Genomic DNA, 17,123 nt, shown 5'->3' with positions numbered 1-17,123 from the left:
TGTGAACAACAGTCATCCGGTACCGACCGCTGTGCGTTCGAACGCTTGGCTCGCCACGGAATCCGCTGCGCGGCTCGCCACAGAATCTGATGCGCGGCTCGCCACGGAATCCGATGCGCGGCTCGCCACGGAATCCGATGCGCGGCTCGCCGCGGAATCCGATGCGCGGCTCGCCGCGGCCACATTCGCGTAGGACATCCGGTGCTCGCGGCTCGGACCGAACTCGTTCAGCGCCGCCGCGTGCACCGGGGTGCTGTAGCCCTTGTGTGCCGCGAACCCGTAGCTGGGGTACTCCCCGTCGAGTGCGACCATCGTTCGGTCCCGCACGACTTTCGCTAGAACGCTCGCGGCCGCAATGCAGGCTGCCGCACCGTCACCGCCGATCACGGGCAGCGACGGTGCCGGTAGACCCGGAACCCGGAACCCGTCGGTGAGGACGTATCCCGGTGCCACCGACAGGCCCGCGACCGCGCGGCGCATCCCCTCGATGTTCGCGACGTGCACGCCGATCCGATCAACCTCGTCCGCCGGGATCTCGACCACGCTCCACGCGGCGGCAAGCCGCGTGATGACCGGGAACAGTTCCTCGCGGGTCCTCTCGGTCAGCTTCTTCGAGTCGTCGAGCCCGGCCAGCGCAGCATGCGGCCGGGTGCCGAGCACGCACGCGGCCACGACCAAGGGCCCCGCACACGCACCCCGTCCCGCCTCGTCGACGCCGGCGACCGGACCGAGCCCGCACCGCATCAGGGCAGACTCCATCGTCCGCAAACCGGACGCCCTGCGAATGACTGTTCTCGGTGGCCAGGTACTCACTGCTGCTGGATATCAGGAGAAGAGATGGTGCCCCAACGCGTCGGCGGCAGCACGATGAACGTCGCCTTACCGATCACGTTGTCTGTCGGGATCGTGCCTTGGAGTTCGTCGTAGACATGGAAGCGGGAATCGGCCGAGTTACTGCGGTTGTCGCCCATCACCCAGAGGTTGCCCTCCGGGACGGTGACCGGACCGAAACAACGACCAGACTTGAGGGCCGTATCGCACGTCTGGACGCCCGGGGTGAACGGGTAGTCCATCGTGACGTACGGCTCGGTCAACGGCTCGCCGTCGACCAGAACCCGACCCTGGTCGTCGCAGCACTCCACGGTCTGTCCGCCGGTGGCGATCACACGCTTCACGAGATCATTCTCGTCCGGCGGCACTAGTCCCACCAGGGAGCCGAGTTCCTGGGCGCCGCGGAGCACGACGTTCGACGAGCGCCTCGACGTGTAATTCTCCGACCACGACTCCGGTCCGCGGAAGACGACGACGTCACCTGGCTGGGGATCGCCGAAGCGATAGCTGATCTTCTCGACCACGATGCGGTCGCCCGTACACCCGGGGCAGCCGTGCAACGTCGGCTCCATCGACTCCGACGGGATGAGGTAGACCCGACCGATGAATGTTTGGAGTAGGAAACTCAGTACCAGCGCGACGAGGATGAGGATCGGGAGCTCACGCCAGAAGGAGCGTGGCTTCTTCCCTTTCTCGGCCCGGGTTTTGCCCGCATTCTCCTCGTCTGTGCCTCCGGCACGGTGCTTTCCTGCGCTGTCTCCGTCATTCACGCCCGGCGTCAGGGCCGGGTCCTGCGGTGTGTCTGCCACTGAAACAGACTAGCCCGACACCGCGCGAAAACGGTGCCGGGCCAATCGATCGAACTCGGAGCGTCGGGGCTCAGCGCTTTTCCTTGATCTTTGCAGCCTTGCCGCGGAGGTCGCGGAGGTAGTACAGCTTGGCGCGACGGACGTCACCACGGGTGACGACCTCGATCTTCGCCAGATTGGGGCTGTGGACCGGGAAGGTGCGCTCGACACCGACACCGAACGAGACCTTGCGGACGGTGAAGGTCTCGCGCACGCCACCGCCCTGGCGGCGGATCACGACGCCCTTGAAAACCTGCACACGCTCCTTGGAGCCCTCGATGACCTTGACGTGCACGTCCAGGGTGTCACCGGGACGGAACTCCGGGATATCGTCGCGGAGAGACTTGGCGTCCAGGAAGTCCAAGGTGTTCATCGGTTGTTCCATCCTTGCGTTCATCGCAGGAGCAGAGGAACCGAGCGGCTGGTGCTCGACTGGTTCGTGCTCAGATCAGGTTCCGTCACCCTCACCGGGCAACCCGACCATTGTGCCAGACACCGCACCATGCGCGGAAATCGGTGCCGGCGCTCCCTGCGCGGCCCCTCCTGCGCTGATGTAGACGGGCGGGCCGATCGGCAAGAATAGCGCCGGAATCCATCAGGACGGTCCCGGACCACGCACAACGCACCGGAACCCGATGTGAGCGGTCGAGGTCTCCTCGGTCTCCCCCTGCCGGGCCGCGGGCCGGTACCGGAGGCAGTAATTCGGGGCGCACAGGTGCGACCCGCCCTTGATGACGCGCCGCGGGTACGCCTCGTCGTCACGAGCCTCCCCCGCCTCGACGCGCGGGTTACGGGGAACGCAGCACAAGGATGCCGGTGCGACGTTCTTGCCGGACGCGCCGTGGTCGGCGGTGTAGAAATCCGACGTCCACTCCCAGACGTTGCCGGCCATGTCCGCCAGGCCGTACCCGTTGGGGCGGAAGCTTGCGATCGGCGCAGTGCCGACGTATCCGTCCTCGGCGAGGTTCTGCCATGGAAACTGCCCCTGCCAGGTGTTGGCCTGGTGCTTTCCCCCCGGCGTGAACTCGTCGCCCCAGGCGTAGGTCTTGCGGTCGAGGCCGCCGCGAGCGGCGAACTCCCATTCGGCCTCGGTCGGAACTTCCTTGCCAGCCCACGCTGCATACGCGAGCGTGTCCGCGTACGAGACATGGGTGACGGGATGCCGCTCGCGTCCACCCACGTTGCTGCCGGGCCCCTCCGGATGACGCCAGTCCGCGCCCGGCACCCATGACCACCACCGCCTGTAGTCATCGAGCGACACCGGGTGGTCGGGCGGGGTGAACACGAGCGAACCCGGAACCAGCAGGCTCCGATCGGCGTCGGGATAGTCGGCGGGGTCTGGCGCAACCTCGGCGGTCGTGACGTGGCCGGTGTCCTTCACGAAGCGCCGGAACTCGGCGACCGTGACCTGGTGGGCGTCCATCCAGAAGGCGTCCACGGTCACCTGGTGGACCGGACGCTCCTCCGGATAGAAATCCTCCGATCCCATCCAGAACGTCCCACCCGGAACCCAAACCATGTTCTTCGGCGCGCGAGACGGTTCCGCGCGCGGAGGGATCGGCTTCATGGATCACAGTTTTTCACCCGGTGAACCGCCGCGAAAGCGAATGCGCACCCGGCGTTTCACCCGCTGAGGGTGGGGACCATCGACGCCGGTACAGCGACGATTCCTTCATGGGACCGGCCGTCGGGGAGGTGCTCCCCCTCTCGATCGGCGTCGCGATAAGCCCGATACCGATCATCGCGACGATCCTGATGCTGCTCACCCCTCGAGCCGCCACCACAGCGACAAGCTTTCTGGCCGGGTGGGTGTTCGGTATCGCCGTGGGGTACACCATCTTCGTCGTACTCGGCGGCGTCGCCGACCTGTCCTCGCCTTCGGACGGCAATTCCGTCACCGCGACTATTCGCGTCGCCCTCGGAGTACTGCTGCTCATCCTGGCCGTCAGGCAGTGGAGGCGTCGCCCGGCGCCGGGTGAGGACCCGACACTGCCGCGGTGGCTCGCCGCTGTGGACAAGGTCACTCCCGCGAAAGCCCTGGCTCTGGGGTTCGGCCTGTCCGCGGTCAATCCGAAGAACCTACTGATGATCGTCGGCGCCGCGGTGGCGGTCACCCAGCTCGGCGTCGGCGGCGCCGCGATCGTCGTAGCGGGAACCGTGTTCACTGTGCTCGCCGCCAGCACGGTGGCCGTGCCGGTGATCGTGTACTTCACCATGCGTGACCGGGCGACCGGATGGTTGAACGACCTGAAGGCTTGGCTGACCACCAACAACGCAGCGGTAATGGCAGTGTTGCTCCTGGTGATCGGCGCGTCACTGATCGGCCGGGGCATCAGCGGCTGACTGGCCGGCGCCCGGCCCAGACCGGGACGCCGGCCGCGGATTTGCTCAGTGATTCAGCGACCGAAGCCCGCCTTGCGCAAAGCGTCGGCCATCGAGCCGTTCGCCCGACCGGAATCGGAGCGCCGATCCCGACCCTGACCACCCGTTCGCTTGTCGGCCTGCCCGCTCGAGCGGCGCCGCCCGCCACCCTGATCGGTGCGTGAGCGCTTCGTGGCACCGAGCTCGTCGTCGAGGCGCAATGTGAGTCCGATGCGCTGGCGTTCGACGTCGACCTCGAGGACCTTGACTTTGACGACGTCACCGGATTTCACGACGTCGCGCGGGTCGCTGACGAAGTTGCGCGACATCGCCGACACGTGGACCAAACCGTCTTGGTGAACTCCGACGTCGACGAACGCACCGAACGCCGCGACATTGGTGACGACCCCTTCGAGGATCATGCCGGGCGCGAGGTCAGCGACCTTCTCGATGCCGGCGGTGAACGTCGCGGTCTTGAACTCCGGCCGCGGATCGCGGCCTGGCTTGTCGAGTTCGGCAATGATGTCGGTGACCGTCGGCAGACCGAACCGTTCGTCGGCGAAGTCGGCCGGGTTCAGCGTCTGCAGGACCGCGGTGTTGCCGATCAGTTCGCCGACACCGGGGGCCGACTTGGCTGACGCCTCGAGAATCCGACGCACCACCGGGTACGCCTCGGGGTGCACGGCGGACGCGTCGAGCGGGTCATCGCCGTTCGGGATCCGCAGGAAGCCGGCGCACTGTTCGAAGGCCTTGGGTCCGAGCCGCGGCACGTCCCGGAGGCTCTTGCGGCTACGAAACGGGCCAGTGCGGTCCCGATGGCCGACGATGCTCTCCGCGAGCGAACCGGTGATGCCCGACACCCGTGACAGCAGCGGAACCGACGCGGTATTGACGTCGACGCCGACCGCGTTCACCGCGTCCTCGACGACGGCTCCGAGGGAGCGAGCGAGCATCGTCTCGGATATGTCGTGCTGGTATTGGCCGACGCCGATCGACTTGGGGTCGATCTTGACGAGTTCGGCCAGCGGATCCTGCAGGCGCCGCGCGATGGACACCGCGCCCCTTATCGATACGTCGAGGTCGGGAAGCTCCTGCGACGCGTACGCCGACGCCGAGTACACCGACGCCCCGGCCTCGGAAACAACGACCTTCGTCAGCCCGGCCTCTGGGAACTTCTCGATCAACGCTGCCGCAAGCGCATCCGTCTCACGGGATGCGGTGCCGTTGCCGATCGCGACGAGCTCGACGCCGTGCCTGGCTGCCAGGGCGGCGAGTGTCGCAACCGACTGATCCCATTTGTTGTGAGGCTGGTGCGGGTAGATCGTGTCGTGTGCGACGACCTTGCCGGTCGCATCGACGACCGCGACCTTGGTGCCGGTGCGGAATCCGGGGTCGAGGCCCATCGTCGCGCGGGTGCCGGCCGGTGCGGCAAGCAGCAGGTCCCTGAGGTTGGCCGCGAAGACGTCGACGGCGTCCTTCTCGGCGGCCTGTCGCAGCCGCATACGGGTGTCGATGCCGAGCGTGATGAGCAGCTTGGTCCTCCACGCCCAGCGGACGGTGTCGAGCAACCAACGGTCGGCGGGGCGTCCGCGGTCGGCGATCTGGAACCGGGCGGCGATCCGGGTCTCGTACAGGCTGGTCTCTCCCGGCCCCGGCGGCTCCTGATCAGGCGCCAGGGTGAGCGAAAGGATCTCTTCCTTCTCGCCTCGGAACATCGCCAGGATGCGGTGCGACGGCAACTTCCCGAACGGCTCTAAGAAGTCGAAATAGTCGGCGAACTTCGCGCCGGCGTCCTCCTTGCCGGCACGCACCTTCGACTCCAGCCGGCCACGGTTCCACATCAGCTCACGCAGCTCACCGACGAGGTCGGCGTCCTCGGCGAACCGCTCGATCAGGATCGCGCGGGCACCTTCGAGCTGCTCGGCGGTGAACTTTGCCGGGTCCTGTGTGTGATCGGTCAGCAGGGCGTCGGCGACGGGCTCATGACCGGCCTCACGCGCGATCTGCGCCTTGGTGCGCCGCTTCGGCTTGTATGGCAGGTAGATGTCCTCTAGCCGCGCCTTCGTGTCGGCCAGCAGGATCTGCTTTTCGAGACGATCGTCGAGCTTGCCCTGCGAACGGATGGACTCCAGCACCGCGCCGCGCCGCTCGTCGAGCTCGCGCAGGTACCGCACCCGCTCCTCGAGCTGGCGTAGCTGCGCGTCATCGAGGGCTCCGGTGACCTCCTTGCGGTACCGGGCGATGAACGGGACAGTGGCGCCGCCGTCGAGGAGGTCGACGGCCGCTGCGACCTGCCCCTCCCGTATGTCGAGCTCTTCGGATATACGCTGGTTTACGGAGTTGAGAGCAGTCGTCACGGCGAACGACCCTACCGTCAGCCCACCCGAAGCGGCGGTGCGCGGGGCGCCAGTCCGAGTCGGCTGCAGGATTGGTGGTGGCTTCGGTGATCGGATGGATACGAGGCCTCGCGATCGTCGCTCTCACGACGGCCGCGATCGCGGTCGGCACCACACCGTCCGAGGACGAGCCCACCGCCGGCAGTCCCCCCACCACCCAACCGGAAACGACGCCCGTCGAACGGGCCCCGCTCAGGCTCGCGGACCACATCGACCAGGCGGTTTTCACGGCCGCCGAACGTGGCGCGGACGTCACGATCGCGTTCCTCGACCGCCACGACGGCCACTACGAATCATTCGCGGACGCCGTGCCGTTCCCGACCGCTTCGCTGGCGAAGCTGTTCATCGCCGACGACCTCTTCTACCGCGAGGCCAGCACGGAACTGCGCCTCACCGCCCGCGAACACCGCCTCGTCGCACGAATGCTCGAATACTCCGACGACTTTGCCGCGACCGAGCTGTGGAACAGGTACGGCACCTCCGACATCGTCGTCGACGTCGCGGCGCGGAACCATCTCGCCGCCACCTCGGCTCCGTACGACGGACGCTGGTGGAACACGACGACGACCGGACGCGACCTCGTCGACTACTACTCGGCCATGCTCTCCGGTAGCGGCGGTCTGGACGCGCCGCACCGCAACGAACTGATGGGCTACCTGCACAACTTCGGCCGGATCGGGGCCGACGGATACGACCAGAGTTTCGGAATCCCAGCGGGACTTCCCGGCGAAAGCGACATCGCCGTCAAGCAAGGCTGGATGTGCTGCAGCGGCGGCCGGTGGCTGCACCTCTCCACAGGCGTCATCGGACCCGATGATCGGTACATCCTGGTGGTCGTGTCTCGCGAGGACCTCAACTACGGGGGCGCCGACCCGGACTACCCCGACACCTCGCAGACCACCGCCGTCAACGACATCAGTGCTGCGCACGCACGCGAGACGCTCACCAACGTCGTGCGAATCTTGTTCCCGCAGAGTTGAATCGACCAGACCGCCGGCACTCGACACCCGCGTGACCGCTGACGGTGCGCCAGGGAGTCGCCAGCCGATCAAGAAAGCAGATCGGGCCGGCGCTCGGCGGTGCGCTGCAGCGCCTGCGCCCGCCGCCAGGCAGCGACCTTCGCGTGGTCACCCGACAACAGCACCGGCGGGACCTCGAGCCCGCGCCAAGTGACCGGACGCGTGTAGCTGGGGCCCTCCAGGAGCCCGTCGGAGAACGAGTCTTCCTGGTGCGACTGCTCATTGCCCAGTACGCCGGGCAGCAACCGGACCATCGCCTCGACCATGACGAGGACAGCGGCCTCGCCTCCGATGAGGACGTAGTCGCCGATCGAGACCTCCTCGACCCGCACCCGCCGGGCCGCGTCCTCGAACACGCGCTGGTCGATGCCCTCGTACCGGCCGCACGCGAAGACCAGATGATCCTCTTCGGCCCAACGACGCGCGGTCGCCTGGGTGAACGGCACACCGGCGGGCGTCGGAACGACCAACAGGGCGTCAGGGTCCGGGGCGCCGCTCTCGTCGGTGAGGACCTCGTCGAGCGCATCACCCCACACCGTCGGTTTCATGACCATGCCGGGCCCACCACCGTACGGAGAATCGTCGACGGACTTGTGAACGTCGTGGGTCCAGCGGCGCAGATCGTGGACACCCAAGGAGATGAGCCCCTTGTCGATCGCCTTGCCGAGCAATGCGGCACGAAGCGGGTCCAGGTACTCGGGGAAGATCGTCACTACGTCCAGGCGCATGGCGGTTCCGTCATTCCTCGTCGCTGCTGTCCCCGAAACCCGGGTCCAGCAGGCCTTCCGGCGGGTCGATCTCGATGACACCCTCGGCGACGGCGACGCTCGGGACGATCGCGGTCACGAACGGCACCAGGATTTCGCCCGAATTCTTGCCTTCGGGACGGACCGACAGCAATTCTCCTGCGGCGGAGTGCAATACCTCGATCACCGTACCGACGGGAGTTCCGGCGTCGGGACGTCCGGCGGCCATACGCACAGCCAGACCCTCGAGTTCGTGATCGTAGAACTCGTCCGGGTCGTCCGAGGGAGTGAGATCGGCGGTGTCGATCACGAACACGGTGCCACGCATGTCGTCGGCAGTGTTGCGATCGGCGACATCGCGCAGACGCAGCAGAAGCCGCCCGGAATGTTCCCGGACGGCTTCCACCACGAACGTCCGCAGCGTCTTCTCGCGCGGCTTGCGACCGCGTAGCTCGGCACCGACGGCGAATCGCTCCTCGGGCTCGTCGGTGCGAACCTCGACGACCAACTCTCCCCTGATGCCGTGCGACTTGACGACGCGGCCCACGACGAGTTCCACAGCGGTCTTACAGATCGGTGTCGACAACGTCGACGCGGATCCCGCGCCCTCCGATCCCGGAGACGAGGGTCCGCAGAGCGGTCGCGGTGCGACCACCGCGACCGATTACCTTGCCGAGATCGTCGGGGTGCACGTGTACCTCGACGGTGCGCCCCCGACGCCCGGCGATCAGCTCGACGCGTACGTCGTCGGGGTTGGCGACGATTCCGCGGACGAGATGCTCGACGGCATCGGCGACAACGGCGCTCATTACTCGGCAGCCTCGGTGGACCCGGCGTCGGCTGCGGGAGCCTCGGCCTCTGCGGCATCCTGCTTGGCCGACTTCTTCTTCTTGGGCGTGGTGGCCTCGGCAGCCGGCTCGTTCTCGGCCTGCGCCAACGCGGCCTGGAACAGCTCGAGCTTGGTGGGCTTCTGCTCCGCCTTCTTCAGGGTGCCCTCGGCTCCGGGCAGGCCCTTGAACTTCTGCCAGTCACCGGTGATCTTCAGCAGGTTCTCGACCGGCTCGGTCGGCTGCGCGCCGACACCCAGCCAGTACTGAGCGCGCTCCGAGTCGATCTCGATCAGCGACGGCTCTTCCTTCGGGTGGTACTTGCCGATGGTCTCGATCGCACGGCCGTTGCGGCGGGTGCGGGAGTCCGCGACGATGATCCGGTACTGCGGGTTGCGGATCTTTCCGAGTCGGGTGAGCTTGATCTTGACAGCCATGAGCTGTGTATCCCCTTCAGTGCGCTCAATGCACACATGTCACGTGCAATTCGGCGACCCACCAGGATGGTGAGCCCGGTTTTGCCTCTCTCCTGTGACCGTCGCGCGGTACGTAACCGGATGCGACGAACAGCCGTTCATTCTGCCAGACGACATCCGCAGAACGGAAACGCAGGTCAAGCGGCCCTGAGTAAGCCAGCTCAGTGGTCCGGAACACCCCAGCACCTCACGGGGCGACATCCCACCTCGGGTACCTTCGATATGTGGCCCGAACCAGTCGACATAGCCGACCCGCACTGATCGTGCTGGTCGTCGTGGCAGCCGGCGGATGCCTAGCGCTCGGCTGGTGGCAGTGGACCCGATTCGAGTCCGTCGGCGGCACTGGCCAGAACCTCGGCTACGCCCTCCAGTGGCCCCTGTTCGCGGCGTTCGTGGTCTACGCCTACCGCCGTTTCGTCCAACTGGAGGACGACCGCGAACAGGACGGCGCCGGCGGCCCGGCGACGGGTGCGGCAAGCGACCAGCCGACCGATGTTCCCGAGGGTCTGCTACCGGAGCGCCCGAAGGTCGAATCAGTGACGACCACGGAGGATCTCGAGGACCCAGAGGCCCGGCAGATGCTCGAGTACAACGATTACCTCGCCGAGCTGTCGGCTCGCGAGCCCGATAGGAGCGACAAGTGAGCGGCAGCCCCGATGAGATGACCCAGTCTCATACCACCGAATCAGCGCCACCGGCTGCCCCAGGCCAAGAAACAGCCCCAGTAAACGAGAAGGCCGGAAACAGAAAGGTCGCCTCCGCTCTGCTGCGCTATCGCATCTTGGCGTACGCGACCGGTATCTGGCTCCTCGTCTTGACCGCCGAAATGGTGGCCAAGTACATCATCGGTGTCGAGAACTTGCCGAACTGGATCGCGATCGTGCACGGCTGGGTGTACTTCGTGTACCTGATCATGACGATGGACCTCGCAGTGAAGGTCCGTTGGCCCGCCAGCCGCACGATCGGGACGCTACTCGCCGGCACCGTTCCGTTCCTGTCCTTCTTCGTCGAGCACTGGCGCACGGTCCAGGTCAAGAAGGATTTCGGGGTCTGAGGGGCCTCCTCTCCCCAGACTCCAGCCTCCCTACGCCTTCGCGAGCCGGGCGAGCGTCGGCACCAGTTGCTCGAGCGCCCGTCCGCGGTGGGAGGCCGCGTCCTTCTCCTCGGGCGACAGCTCGGCCGACGTCCGCTTCTCGCCCTCCGGCTCGAACACCGGGTCGTACCCGAACCCGTTCTCGCCACGCGGCTCGCGGACGATCCGCCCCCGCCATTCGCCACGCACCACCACAGGATCCCGTCCTGGGATCGCGAGTGCGCAGGCAGACACGAAGGCTGCGCCCCGCCGCTCGTCCGGAACGTCTGACAGCTGACTGAGTAGCAGTGCGGTGTTGGCGTCGTCGTCGCCGTGGCTGCCGCTCCACCGCGCCGACAGGACACCCGGCATACCGCGCAGCGCGTCCACCTCGATACCCGAGTCGTCGGCGACGCACGGCAGACCGGTGGCGACGGCGCCGTCGACCGCCTTGACGATCGCGTTCGCCTCGAAGGTTGCTCCGGTCTCCGGGGTCTCGGGGAATTCCGGAACCTCATCGAGGCCGATCACCTCGAGGCCCTCGATGCCGGCGGCGGCGAGTACGCGCCGCAGCTCACGTAGCTTCTTGGCGTTGCGACTGGCGACGAGGATCCGTCCGGTCAACTTCCGAACGCCTTCTTCTTGGGCTCGGTCGACTCCGGAAGCACACCCGGGTACGGCTCGGCGAGCGCAACCTTCTGAATTTCGAACAGCGCCTCGCACCCGGCGAGCGCCGAATCGAGCATCTTGTCGAGTGTCGATCGCGGGAAAGTTGCACCCTCGCCGGTGCCCTGGATCTCGACCAGTGTGCCGGTATCGGTCGCGACCACGTTCATGTCGACCTCGGCGCGCGAGTCCTCCTCGTACGGCAGGTCCAACCGGACACGGCCGTCCACGACGCCGACGCTGACGGCGGCAATCGCACACGAGATGGGCTGCGGGTCGGCGAGACGACCGGCCGCACGCAGGTAGGTCACAGCGTCTACCAGCGCGACGTAAGCGCCGGTGATGGCGGCGGTACGGGTGCCGCCGTCGGCCTGCAGCACGTCGCAGTCGATCGCGATCGTGTTCTCGCCGATCGCCGCCAGGTCGATGCACGCCCGAAGCGAGCGGCCGACGAGCCGGCTGATCTCCTGAGTCCGGCCGCCGACCTTGCCCTTCACCGACTCACGGCCGCTGCGGGTGTGGGTCGCGGCCGGCAGCATCGCATACTCCGCGGTCAGCCAGCCGAGCCCGGAACCCGTACGCCAGCGCGGGACACCTTCCTCGACGCTCGCGGTGCACATGACCCGCGTGTTGCCGAACTCGATCAGCACCGAACCCGCGGGATGGCTCGTGAAGCCGCGTGTGATCCGAACCTCGCGGAGTTCGTCGTCCGCCCTACCGTCGTCTCGTGTCGTCACGTTTGGAGAGCCTAGTCGTCAGGCCCGACGGGGACGGTGCGGCGTCAGATCGTGGAGACGTCAGATTGTGTAGACGTCCCCGGTGGACACCGCATGCACCGGCCCGGAGAACTCGGCTTTGGCCTCGGCGATAACGTCCTCACGGGACGTCCATGGCGGGATGTGGGTGAGCAGCAGTTCGCCGACGCCAGCGCGGGCGGCGACCTGGCCGGCCTCGGTACCGGAGAGATGAATGCCCTTGGGACGGTCGGGTCCATGGGTCCACGACGCCTCCGAGAGCAGCACGTCCGCACCAGTGGCCAGGTCGACGACGGAATCACCGATCCCGGTGTCGCCGGTGTAGGCCAGGATGCGTCCGGTATCGCTGGTCACACGGAAGCCGTAGGACTCCGGCGGATGGTTGACCTGGAAGGCTTGGACGGAGAGTTCACCGATCTCGGCGACGTGCCGGTCGGACCAGCTGTGCAGGTCGATGGTGTCGGAGATGTCGTCGAGTTCGCCGCCGCACTCAGCGGAGGCGACACCGATGCGGCAGGCGGTGTCGGCGGGGCCGTAGACGAGGGCGCGGCCGGTGGGGGGATTGGGGTGGTAGCGACGCCACACGAGGAGACCGGGGACATCGAGGCAGTGGTCGGCGTGCAGGTGCGACAGCAGGACCACGGCCTCGCCCGGATCGGCGTGCCGCTGCAGTGCGCCGAGAACACCCGGGCCGAAGTCCATCACGACGGGTGGGGTTGCCGGCGCGGTCAGCAAATAGCCCGAAGCAGCCGAGTCAGGTCCGGAGACGCTCCCCGAACATCCCAGGACCGTAATGCGCATGCAAACCATGCTGCCACGGTCACCCGGCAACCAGGAAGTAACCCCGCCGTTCGGCGGTGTCAACTCACATCCCACTCCGGACTGTGAGGTGTCATCTCGCCGTCCGACGCTGTGACGACCGAGCCAGTTCGGTCGTCGAGGAGGTCGGCCATCGAGTCACGGCAACGGCGGCACACCTCCGGCCGTCGCGCGGCGCCCCCGCCGAGCGTTCGCCGACAACGCCCATGCCGCCACGATGCCGCCGATCGCACCGAACAGGTGCCCCTGCCAGGAAATTCCGTTCTGTCCGGGCAGCACGCCCCACAGCAGGCCCCCATACACGAACAAGACGACGACGCCGAGAAGAATCTGGCCAACGCTGCGCGTGAAGATGCCGCGAACCAGCAAATAAGTTAGCCAACCGAAGATCAGTACCGAGGCGCCCAGGTGGAGGTAGGGACCACCGGTCAGCCACGTGCCCAGGCCGCCGATCAGCCAGATGAGTCCGGTGGCCGCGAGTCCGCGACCGATACCCGACATCAACACAAGGAATCCGAGCACGAGCAGCGGGATCGTATTGGCGACCAGGTGGCCCCAACCGCCGTGCAGCATCGGCGCGAACGCCACTCCCCACAAACCGTCCAGGGTCAACGGCCGGATTCCCCACGCGTCCAGCCGATTGCCCGCGATCGTGTCGATGGCCTCGAGTGCATACAACACCACGACGAAACCACCGACGGTCATCGCCGCGCGCTGCCACATCGGGCGCGAAACATGCGGCTGATTCCTGTGCAGGTCGGATCCAGTTGTCACGGATTCGAGCCTACCGGGGCAAACCACAGGCGACCGCCGCCGAAGACCGTCAGGTCCGCGTGGCAGTCCCGAACGCACCCCCGAATGCCGAGGGGAACACATCCCGGTAGCTCGGAATACCCGCAACCGTTGTGGCCGAGAGGATCGCGTCGACGATCGCGCGTTGCACGCAGGACGCCGCCGCAGTGCACACCGCGTCGAGTAGCGGCAGTTCGAGCGGGAACGCCGACGGCACCCCGTCCGGCGACGGCGCCTCATGGGTTCCGGTCGCGAGCGCGAAGATCGTGTCACCGTCGAGGGGTGCGTGTGCGGGCCGAATCGCGCGAGCCAAGCCGTCGTGCCCGGCCACCGCTACGCGGCGGCACGATGCCTTGGACAGTTTCGCGTCGGTCGCGACCACACCGATTGTCGTGTTGAGGACCTCGAGGCCTCCCGGCTTCCCTCCCAGTACGTTCGCGGCGGCGAGCTCGTCGGGGGACGGCAGCCGCATGCCGCGTCGTTCGGCATCCGCGAGCGACAGACCCCACGGCAGCCCCGTATCCGGATCCCACACCGAGCCAACCGGGTTGGCGACCATGAGAGCCGCGACGGTCACACCGTCCGCGGGTCCACCCTCGATCACCGAGCTCGCCGTGCCGACACCGCCCTTGAGGGCACCTGCGCGAGCGCCGGTACCGGCCCCGACACATCCGGTCTCCACGGTGCCACCCGCTCGGTCTGCGGCCCGGTAGCCGAACTCCGCCGTGGGCCGGATGTTCCAGTCTCCGACCGGTAGGTCGAAGATCACCGCGGCAGGCACGATCGGGACCACCTGGCCTGGTGCCCCCATCGGGATGCCGTCATCGTGCTCCTCGAGCCAGCGCATGACGCCGTCCGCGGTAGCCAGGCCGTACGCGCTGCCCCCGGAGAGGACTACCGCGTCGACCCGCTGCACCGAATGGCTGGGGTCGAGCAGGTCGGTCTCACGGGTACCGGGACCGCCGCCACGCACGTCGACGCCACCCGTCGCGCCGCCGGGAACACGCACGACGGTGCATCCGGTCGCTGCACCGGAGCCGAAAGCTGCATCGGCATCGAGTCGGTGATCGTGGCCGACGAGGACGCCAGCGACATCACACAGGGAATCCGAGGGTCCGTTGACGATCGAACTCCCAGGTGCCGTCACGACGCCAGCGCCTGGACGAGCGAGTCCTGCATCCACGTCAACCAGTGGTAGATGTCGAGGTGCGGGGCCCGGGGGTCACCTTCCTCCAACTCGTCCGGGGTGTCGGAGTCGATCCCGAGATTGGTGCCGAGCGCCAGGCGCAGGTCGTTGAGCCCGACGAGCCACGAGTCGGCCTGCTCCGGGGTGAGCGCGACCTTGCCACCCTCGGCAGGCACCGTCTCCAGGATGACCGCACCGGCGGCAACCTTGTCGTCGATGATCTCCGGCTCGTGCAGGCCGCGCAGGGCGCTGTTGACGTTGCCCTGCTCAGGGTCCGGGGGCGCGTCGGGGTCGGCCCGCTGGAAGTCGGGCAACAGCCGAGCGAGAACCGCGTCCGAAGGAGTCTCGGTGTTGCCGGTCCGCATGCCGGTGAGCGCGGCCAGTTCGTCGGTAGGCGCCGACGCGGCGCGTTCCTCGAGGAGTCCGGTCACCGACGTCACCAACGACCTCAGGACTGTCGCCTCGTGCGCGTCCAGCTCCGAACGCAACCTCATGCCGCCGAACGTGTTCTTCCTCGTCCAAGTCCGCACGTTTGTCCCCGAGATCCTTACGGTCAGCGATGAATGATCGTCTACCTGCTGTCGCGCTGCATCGTGGCCCACAGGCCGGCCGCGTGCAGCTTACGCACGTCGTTCTCGACCTTGTCGCGCGAACCACTCGAAACGACAGCCTTGCCCTCGTTGTGGACCTGCATCATCAGGTCTGTCGCCTTGGCTTTGCTGTAGCCGAAGAGCTTCTGGAAGATGTATGCGACGTAGTGCATGAGGTTGACCGGATCATCCCAAACGACGGTTACCCAGGGCCGATCCAGCGCCTCGGTCATTTCCTCGATCTCGGACTCGACCGGGGAGATCTGGGGTGTTGCAGCAGGCATCTTCCCGACCGGAGCTGCGGTCGCGAGAGTCATTGTGGAGCACGGCGCCATGGCTCCAGGGTACGGCGTGACCACCGAACTCGACACCCGCGCCAGCAATCGAATCGTAAAGTTGGCCGCGTGGCAACCCCTCACGCAGAGTCCGCCGGCCCGCGATCGAGTACCGCGCTCCTCACCGACCAGTACGAATTGACAATGCTCGAGGCGGCCATCGCCGACGGCACGGCGCACCGCTCGTGCAGCTTCGAATTGTTTGCACGGCGGCTGCCCGACGGCCGTCGCTTCGGGGTGGTCGCAGGAATGGGCCGGATCCCCGACGCGTTGGCTCGATTCCGGTTCGGCGAGCCCGAACTCGCGATCGTCTCCCGGTTCCTGGACGCGACTACCACCGAATGGCTGCGCGACTTCCGGTTCTCAGGCGACATAGACGGCTACCGCGAAGGCGAGTTGTACTTCCCGGGTTCTCCGATCCTGTCGGTGCGGGGCACATTCGCCGAATGCGTCCTGCTCGAAACGCTGATGTTGTCAATCCTCAACCACGACAGCGCGATCGCGTCCGCGGCTGCCCGCATGGTGGTCGCGGCCGACGGCCGACGGCTGATCGAGATGGGGTCGCGGCGGGCACACGAGGAGTCCGCCGTAGCGTGTGCGCGCGCTGCCTATCTCGCCGGATTCGACGCGACGTCGAATCTCGAGGCGGTGCGCACGCACGGTATCCCCGGCGCGGGCACCAGTGCCCACGCGTTCACGCTGCTACACACCACCGAGGTCGCCTCGAACGAGGAGGCCGCATTCCGCGCCCAAGTCGCAGCCCTCGGAGTGGGGACGACGCTTCTGATCGATACGTACGACATCACACAGGGCATCGAGAACGCGGTCGCCGCGGCCGGAACCGGTTTGGGGGGTGTGCGGATCGACTCCGGCGACCTGGGGGTGCTCGCACGGCAGGTCCGGAACCAACTCGACGGACTCGGCGCCACGGGCACCCGCATCGTGGTCTCAGGCGATCTCGACGAATACGCAATTGCCGCGCTTCGGGCCGAACCGGTCGACGCCTACGGGGTCGGAACCGCCCTGGTGAGCGGGTCGGGCGCACCGACTGCGGGCATGGTCTACAAGCTCGTCGAGGTGGACGGCGTCCCGGTCGAGAAGCGCAGCGACCACAAGTACTCCCTGGGCGGCACCAAGCGCGCAATTCGGCTGAGCCGCCCGTCGGGCACGATCGTCGAGGAGGTGCTTTACCACGCGAATGAACCCGCACCCGACACCGGCGACTTCGAGCCGCGGGACCTGCTGATTCCAATGGCGCGCGGAGGCAAGATCGTCGACGACCTACCCACCCTCGAGGACAGCCGTGCCCTGCTGGCCCGCAACCTGGTGAGCCTTCCGTGGGAAGGGCTCAAACTCTCGCACGGCGACCCGGCCATCCCGACCCGTTACGCTGGAAAGGGGTGA

The 17,123-nt window shown here is 67.2% G+C and carries 21 protein-coding genes; 5 read left to right on the top strand and 16 right to left on the bottom strand.

Going from position 1 to position 17,123, the window contains the following annotated elements; translation table 11 throughout:
* Positions 1-12: 12 nt before the first annotated feature.
* The 4 genes from EGT50_RS04650 to EGT50_RS04635 form a co-directional block, all read right to left on the bottom strand.
* The gene (locus EGT50_RS04650; protein ID WP_408014598.1) at positions 13-759 is read right to left on the bottom strand and encodes a ribonuclease HII; all 747 of its coding nucleotides are present in this window, start codon (positions 757-759) and stop codon (positions 13-15) included.
* A 50-nt stretch (positions 760-809) separates the two neighbouring features.
* Entirely contained in the window at positions 810-1,640 is an 831-nt protein-coding gene (gene lepB / locus EGT50_RS04645) for a signal peptidase I (protein WP_408014597.1), read from the bottom strand.
* Between the two features lie 70 nt (positions 1,641-1,710).
* Positions 1,711-2,052: a 50S ribosomal protein L19 gene (gene rplS / locus EGT50_RS04640; RefSeq protein WP_127947258.1), complete on the bottom strand. Its 342-nt coding sequence runs from the start codon at positions 2,050-2,052 to the stop codon at positions 1,711-1,713.
* A gap of 222 nt (positions 2,053-2,274) precedes the next feature.
* Positions 2,275-3,198, bottom strand: a complete 924-nt coding sequence (locus tag EGT50_RS04635; protein WP_127952129.1) for a formylglycine-generating enzyme family protein — start codon at positions 3,196-3,198, stop codon at positions 2,275-2,277.
* Between the two features lie 155 nt (positions 3,199-3,353).
* Between EGT50_RS04635 and EGT50_RS04630 the strand changes: the two genes are divergently transcribed.
* On the top strand, positions 3,354-4,022 hold the full coding sequence (locus tag EGT50_RS04630) for a GAP family protein (RefSeq protein WP_127951436.1): 669 nt from the start codon (positions 3,354-3,356) through the stop codon (positions 4,020-4,022).
* Positions 4,023-4,075: 53 nt separating this feature from the next.
* Here the strand turns inward: EGT50_RS04630 and EGT50_RS04625 are convergent, their stop codons facing one another.
* Positions 4,076-6,397 (bottom strand): Tex family protein, encoded by a 2,322-nt coding sequence (locus EGT50_RS04625; RefSeq protein WP_127951435.1) that lies wholly within the window; start codon positions 6,395-6,397, stop codon positions 4,076-4,078.
* A 77-nt stretch (positions 6,398-6,474) separates the two neighbouring features.
* Between EGT50_RS04625 and EGT50_RS04620 the strand changes: the two genes are divergently transcribed.
* Positions 6,475-7,416, top strand: a complete 942-nt coding sequence (locus tag EGT50_RS04620; RefSeq protein ID WP_235870587.1) for a class A beta-lactamase-related serine hydrolase — start codon at positions 6,475-6,477, stop codon at positions 7,414-7,416.
* 68 nt (positions 7,417-7,484) lie between these two features.
* Here the strand turns inward: EGT50_RS04620 and trmD are convergent, their stop codons facing one another.
* From trmD to rpsP, 4 genes are read right to left on the bottom strand one after another with little or no spacing between them, the layout of a single operon-like run.
* On the bottom strand, positions 7,485-8,183 hold the full coding sequence (gene trmD, locus EGT50_RS04615; RefSeq protein ID WP_127951433.1) for a tRNA (guanosine(37)-N1)-methyltransferase TrmD: 699 nt from the start codon (positions 8,181-8,183) through the stop codon (positions 7,485-7,487).
* A 10-nt stretch (positions 8,184-8,193) separates the two neighbouring features.
* The gene (rimM, locus tag EGT50_RS04610) at positions 8,194-8,760 is read right to left on the bottom strand and encodes a ribosome maturation factor RimM (RefSeq protein WP_127952126.1); all 567 of its coding nucleotides are present in this window, start codon (positions 8,758-8,760) and stop codon (positions 8,194-8,196) included.
* Between the two features lie 7 nt (positions 8,761-8,767).
* Positions 8,768-9,010, bottom strand: coding sequence for an RNA-binding protein (locus EGT50_RS04605; protein WP_127947263.1), 243 nt, complete (start codon positions 9,008-9,010; stop codon positions 8,768-8,770).
* Positions 9,010-9,465, bottom strand: coding sequence for a 30S ribosomal protein S16 (gene rpsP, locus EGT50_RS04600; RefSeq protein WP_127951432.1), 456 nt, complete (start codon positions 9,463-9,465; stop codon positions 9,010-9,012). The genes EGT50_RS04605 and rpsP overlap by 1 nt, the downstream gene beginning before the upstream one ends.
* Before the next feature lie 263 nt (positions 9,466-9,728).
* On the opposite strand from rpsP, the gene EGT50_RS04595 reads away from it, so the two are divergent.
* A complete protein-coding gene (locus tag EGT50_RS04595; protein ID WP_127951431.1) occupies positions 9,729-10,148 on the top strand; it encodes a transcriptional regulator in 420 nt (139 codons plus the stop codon).
* A 17-nt stretch (positions 10,149-10,165) separates the two neighbouring features.
* On the top strand, positions 10,166-10,558 hold the full coding sequence (locus tag EGT50_RS04590; RefSeq protein WP_127952121.1) for a DUF3817 domain-containing protein: 393 nt from the start codon (positions 10,166-10,168) through the stop codon (positions 10,556-10,558).
* A 30-nt stretch (positions 10,559-10,588) separates the two neighbouring features.
* Here EGT50_RS04590 and rdgB read toward each other — a convergent pair whose 3' ends face one another.
* The 7 genes from rdgB to clpS all read right to left on the bottom strand — a co-directional run bounded on the left by rdgB (position 10,589) and on the right by clpS (position 15,719).
* On the bottom strand, positions 10,589-11,200 hold the full coding sequence (gene rdgB, locus EGT50_RS04585) for an RdgB/HAM1 family non-canonical purine NTP pyrophosphatase (RefSeq protein WP_127951430.1): 612 nt from the start codon (positions 11,198-11,200) through the stop codon (positions 10,589-10,591).
* Positions 11,197-11,979, bottom strand: a complete 783-nt coding sequence (rph, locus tag EGT50_RS04580) for a ribonuclease PH (protein ID WP_127951429.1) — start codon at positions 11,977-11,979, stop codon at positions 11,197-11,199. Before rph ends, rdgB begins: the two co-directional genes overlap by 4 nt.
* Positions 11,980-12,039: 60 nt before the next feature.
* Complete coding sequence (locus EGT50_RS04575) at positions 12,040-12,798, bottom strand: cyclic nucleotide-degrading phosphodiesterase (RefSeq protein WP_127951428.1); 759 nt, start codon at positions 12,796-12,798, stop codon at positions 12,040-12,042.
* A 156-nt stretch (positions 12,799-12,954) separates the two neighbouring features.
* Positions 12,955-13,539: a rhomboid family intramembrane serine protease gene (locus tag EGT50_RS04570; protein ID WP_235870623.1), complete on the bottom strand. Its 585-nt coding sequence runs from the start codon at positions 13,537-13,539 to the stop codon at positions 12,955-12,957.
* Positions 13,540-13,639: 100 nt separating this feature from the next.
* Positions 13,640-14,755 carry a P1 family peptidase gene (locus EGT50_RS04565; protein ID WP_127951426.1) on the bottom strand — a complete coding sequence of 372 codons (1,116 nt, stop codon included), beginning with the start codon at positions 14,753-14,755 and terminating at the stop codon, positions 13,640-13,642.
* Complete coding sequence (gene aosR, locus EGT50_RS04560) at positions 14,752-15,324, bottom strand: oxidative stress transcriptional regulator AosR (protein WP_127951425.1); 573 nt, start codon at positions 15,322-15,324, stop codon at positions 14,752-14,754. The genes EGT50_RS04565 and aosR overlap by 4 nt, the downstream gene beginning before the upstream one ends.
* A 41-nt stretch (positions 15,325-15,365) precedes the next feature.
* On the bottom strand, positions 15,366-15,719 hold the full coding sequence (gene clpS, locus EGT50_RS04555; protein ID WP_127951424.1) for an ATP-dependent Clp protease adapter ClpS: 354 nt from the start codon (positions 15,717-15,719) through the stop codon (positions 15,366-15,368).
* Between the two features lie 69 nt (positions 15,720-15,788).
* Between clpS and EGT50_RS04550 the strand changes: the two genes are divergently transcribed.
* Positions 15,789-17,123, top strand: a complete 1,335-nt coding sequence (locus EGT50_RS04550) for a nicotinate phosphoribosyltransferase (RefSeq protein WP_127951423.1) — start codon at positions 15,789-15,791, stop codon at positions 17,121-17,123.

This window comes from Rhodococcus xishaensis, from assembly GCF_004011825.1.
In the GTDB taxonomy this organism is placed as follows: Bacteria; Actinomycetota; Actinomycetes; order Mycobacteriales; family Mycobacteriaceae; genus Prescottella; species Prescottella xishaensis.
This window is presented reverse-complemented; position numbering and strand designations above follow the sequence as displayed.

What these genes read in the sequence shown, in the direction of transcription:
- EGT50_RS04650 (WP_408014598.1), bottom strand. Translation starts at nt 759, where the DNA reads ATGGAGTCTGCCCTGATGCGGTGCGGGCTCGGTCCGGTCGCCGGCGTC.
- rplS (WP_127947258.1), bottom strand. Translation starts at nt 2,052, where the DNA reads ATGAACACCTTGGACTTCCTGGACGCCAAGTCTCTCCGCGACGATATC.
- EGT50_RS04635 (WP_127952129.1), bottom strand. Translation starts at nt 3,198, where the DNA reads ATGGTTTGGGTTCCGGGTGGGACGTTCTGGATGGGATCGGAGGATTTC.
- EGT50_RS04630 (WP_127951436.1), top strand. Translation starts at nt 3,354, where the DNA reads ATGGGACCGGCCGTCGGGGAGGTGCTCCCCCTCTCGATCGGCGTCGCG.
- trmD (WP_127951433.1), bottom strand. Translation starts at nt 8,183, where the DNA reads ATGCGCCTGGACGTAGTGACGATCTTCCCCGAGTACCTGGACCCGCTT.
- EGT50_RS04605 (WP_127947263.1), bottom strand. Translation starts at nt 9,010, where the DNA reads ATGAGCGCCGTTGTCGCCGATGCCGTCGAGCATCTCGTCCGCGGAATC.
- rpsP (WP_127951432.1), bottom strand. Translation starts at nt 9,465, where the DNA reads ATGGCTGTCAAGATCAAGCTCACCCGACTCGGAAAGATCCGCAACCCG.
- EGT50_RS04590 (WP_127952121.1), top strand. Translation starts at nt 10,166, where the DNA reads ATGACCCAGTCTCATACCACCGAATCAGCGCCACCGGCTGCCCCAGGC.
- EGT50_RS04575 (WP_127951428.1), bottom strand. Translation starts at nt 12,798, where the DNA reads ATGCGCATTACGGTCCTGGGATGTTCGGGGAGCGTCTCCGGACCTGAC.
- EGT50_RS04570 (WP_235870623.1), bottom strand. Translation starts at nt 13,539, where the DNA reads ATGTGGCAGCGCGCGGCGATGACCGTCGGTGGTTTCGTCGTGGTGTTG.
- clpS (WP_127951424.1), bottom strand. Translation starts at nt 15,719, where the DNA reads ATGGCGCCGTGCTCCACAATGACTCTCGCGACCGCAGCTCCGGTCGGG.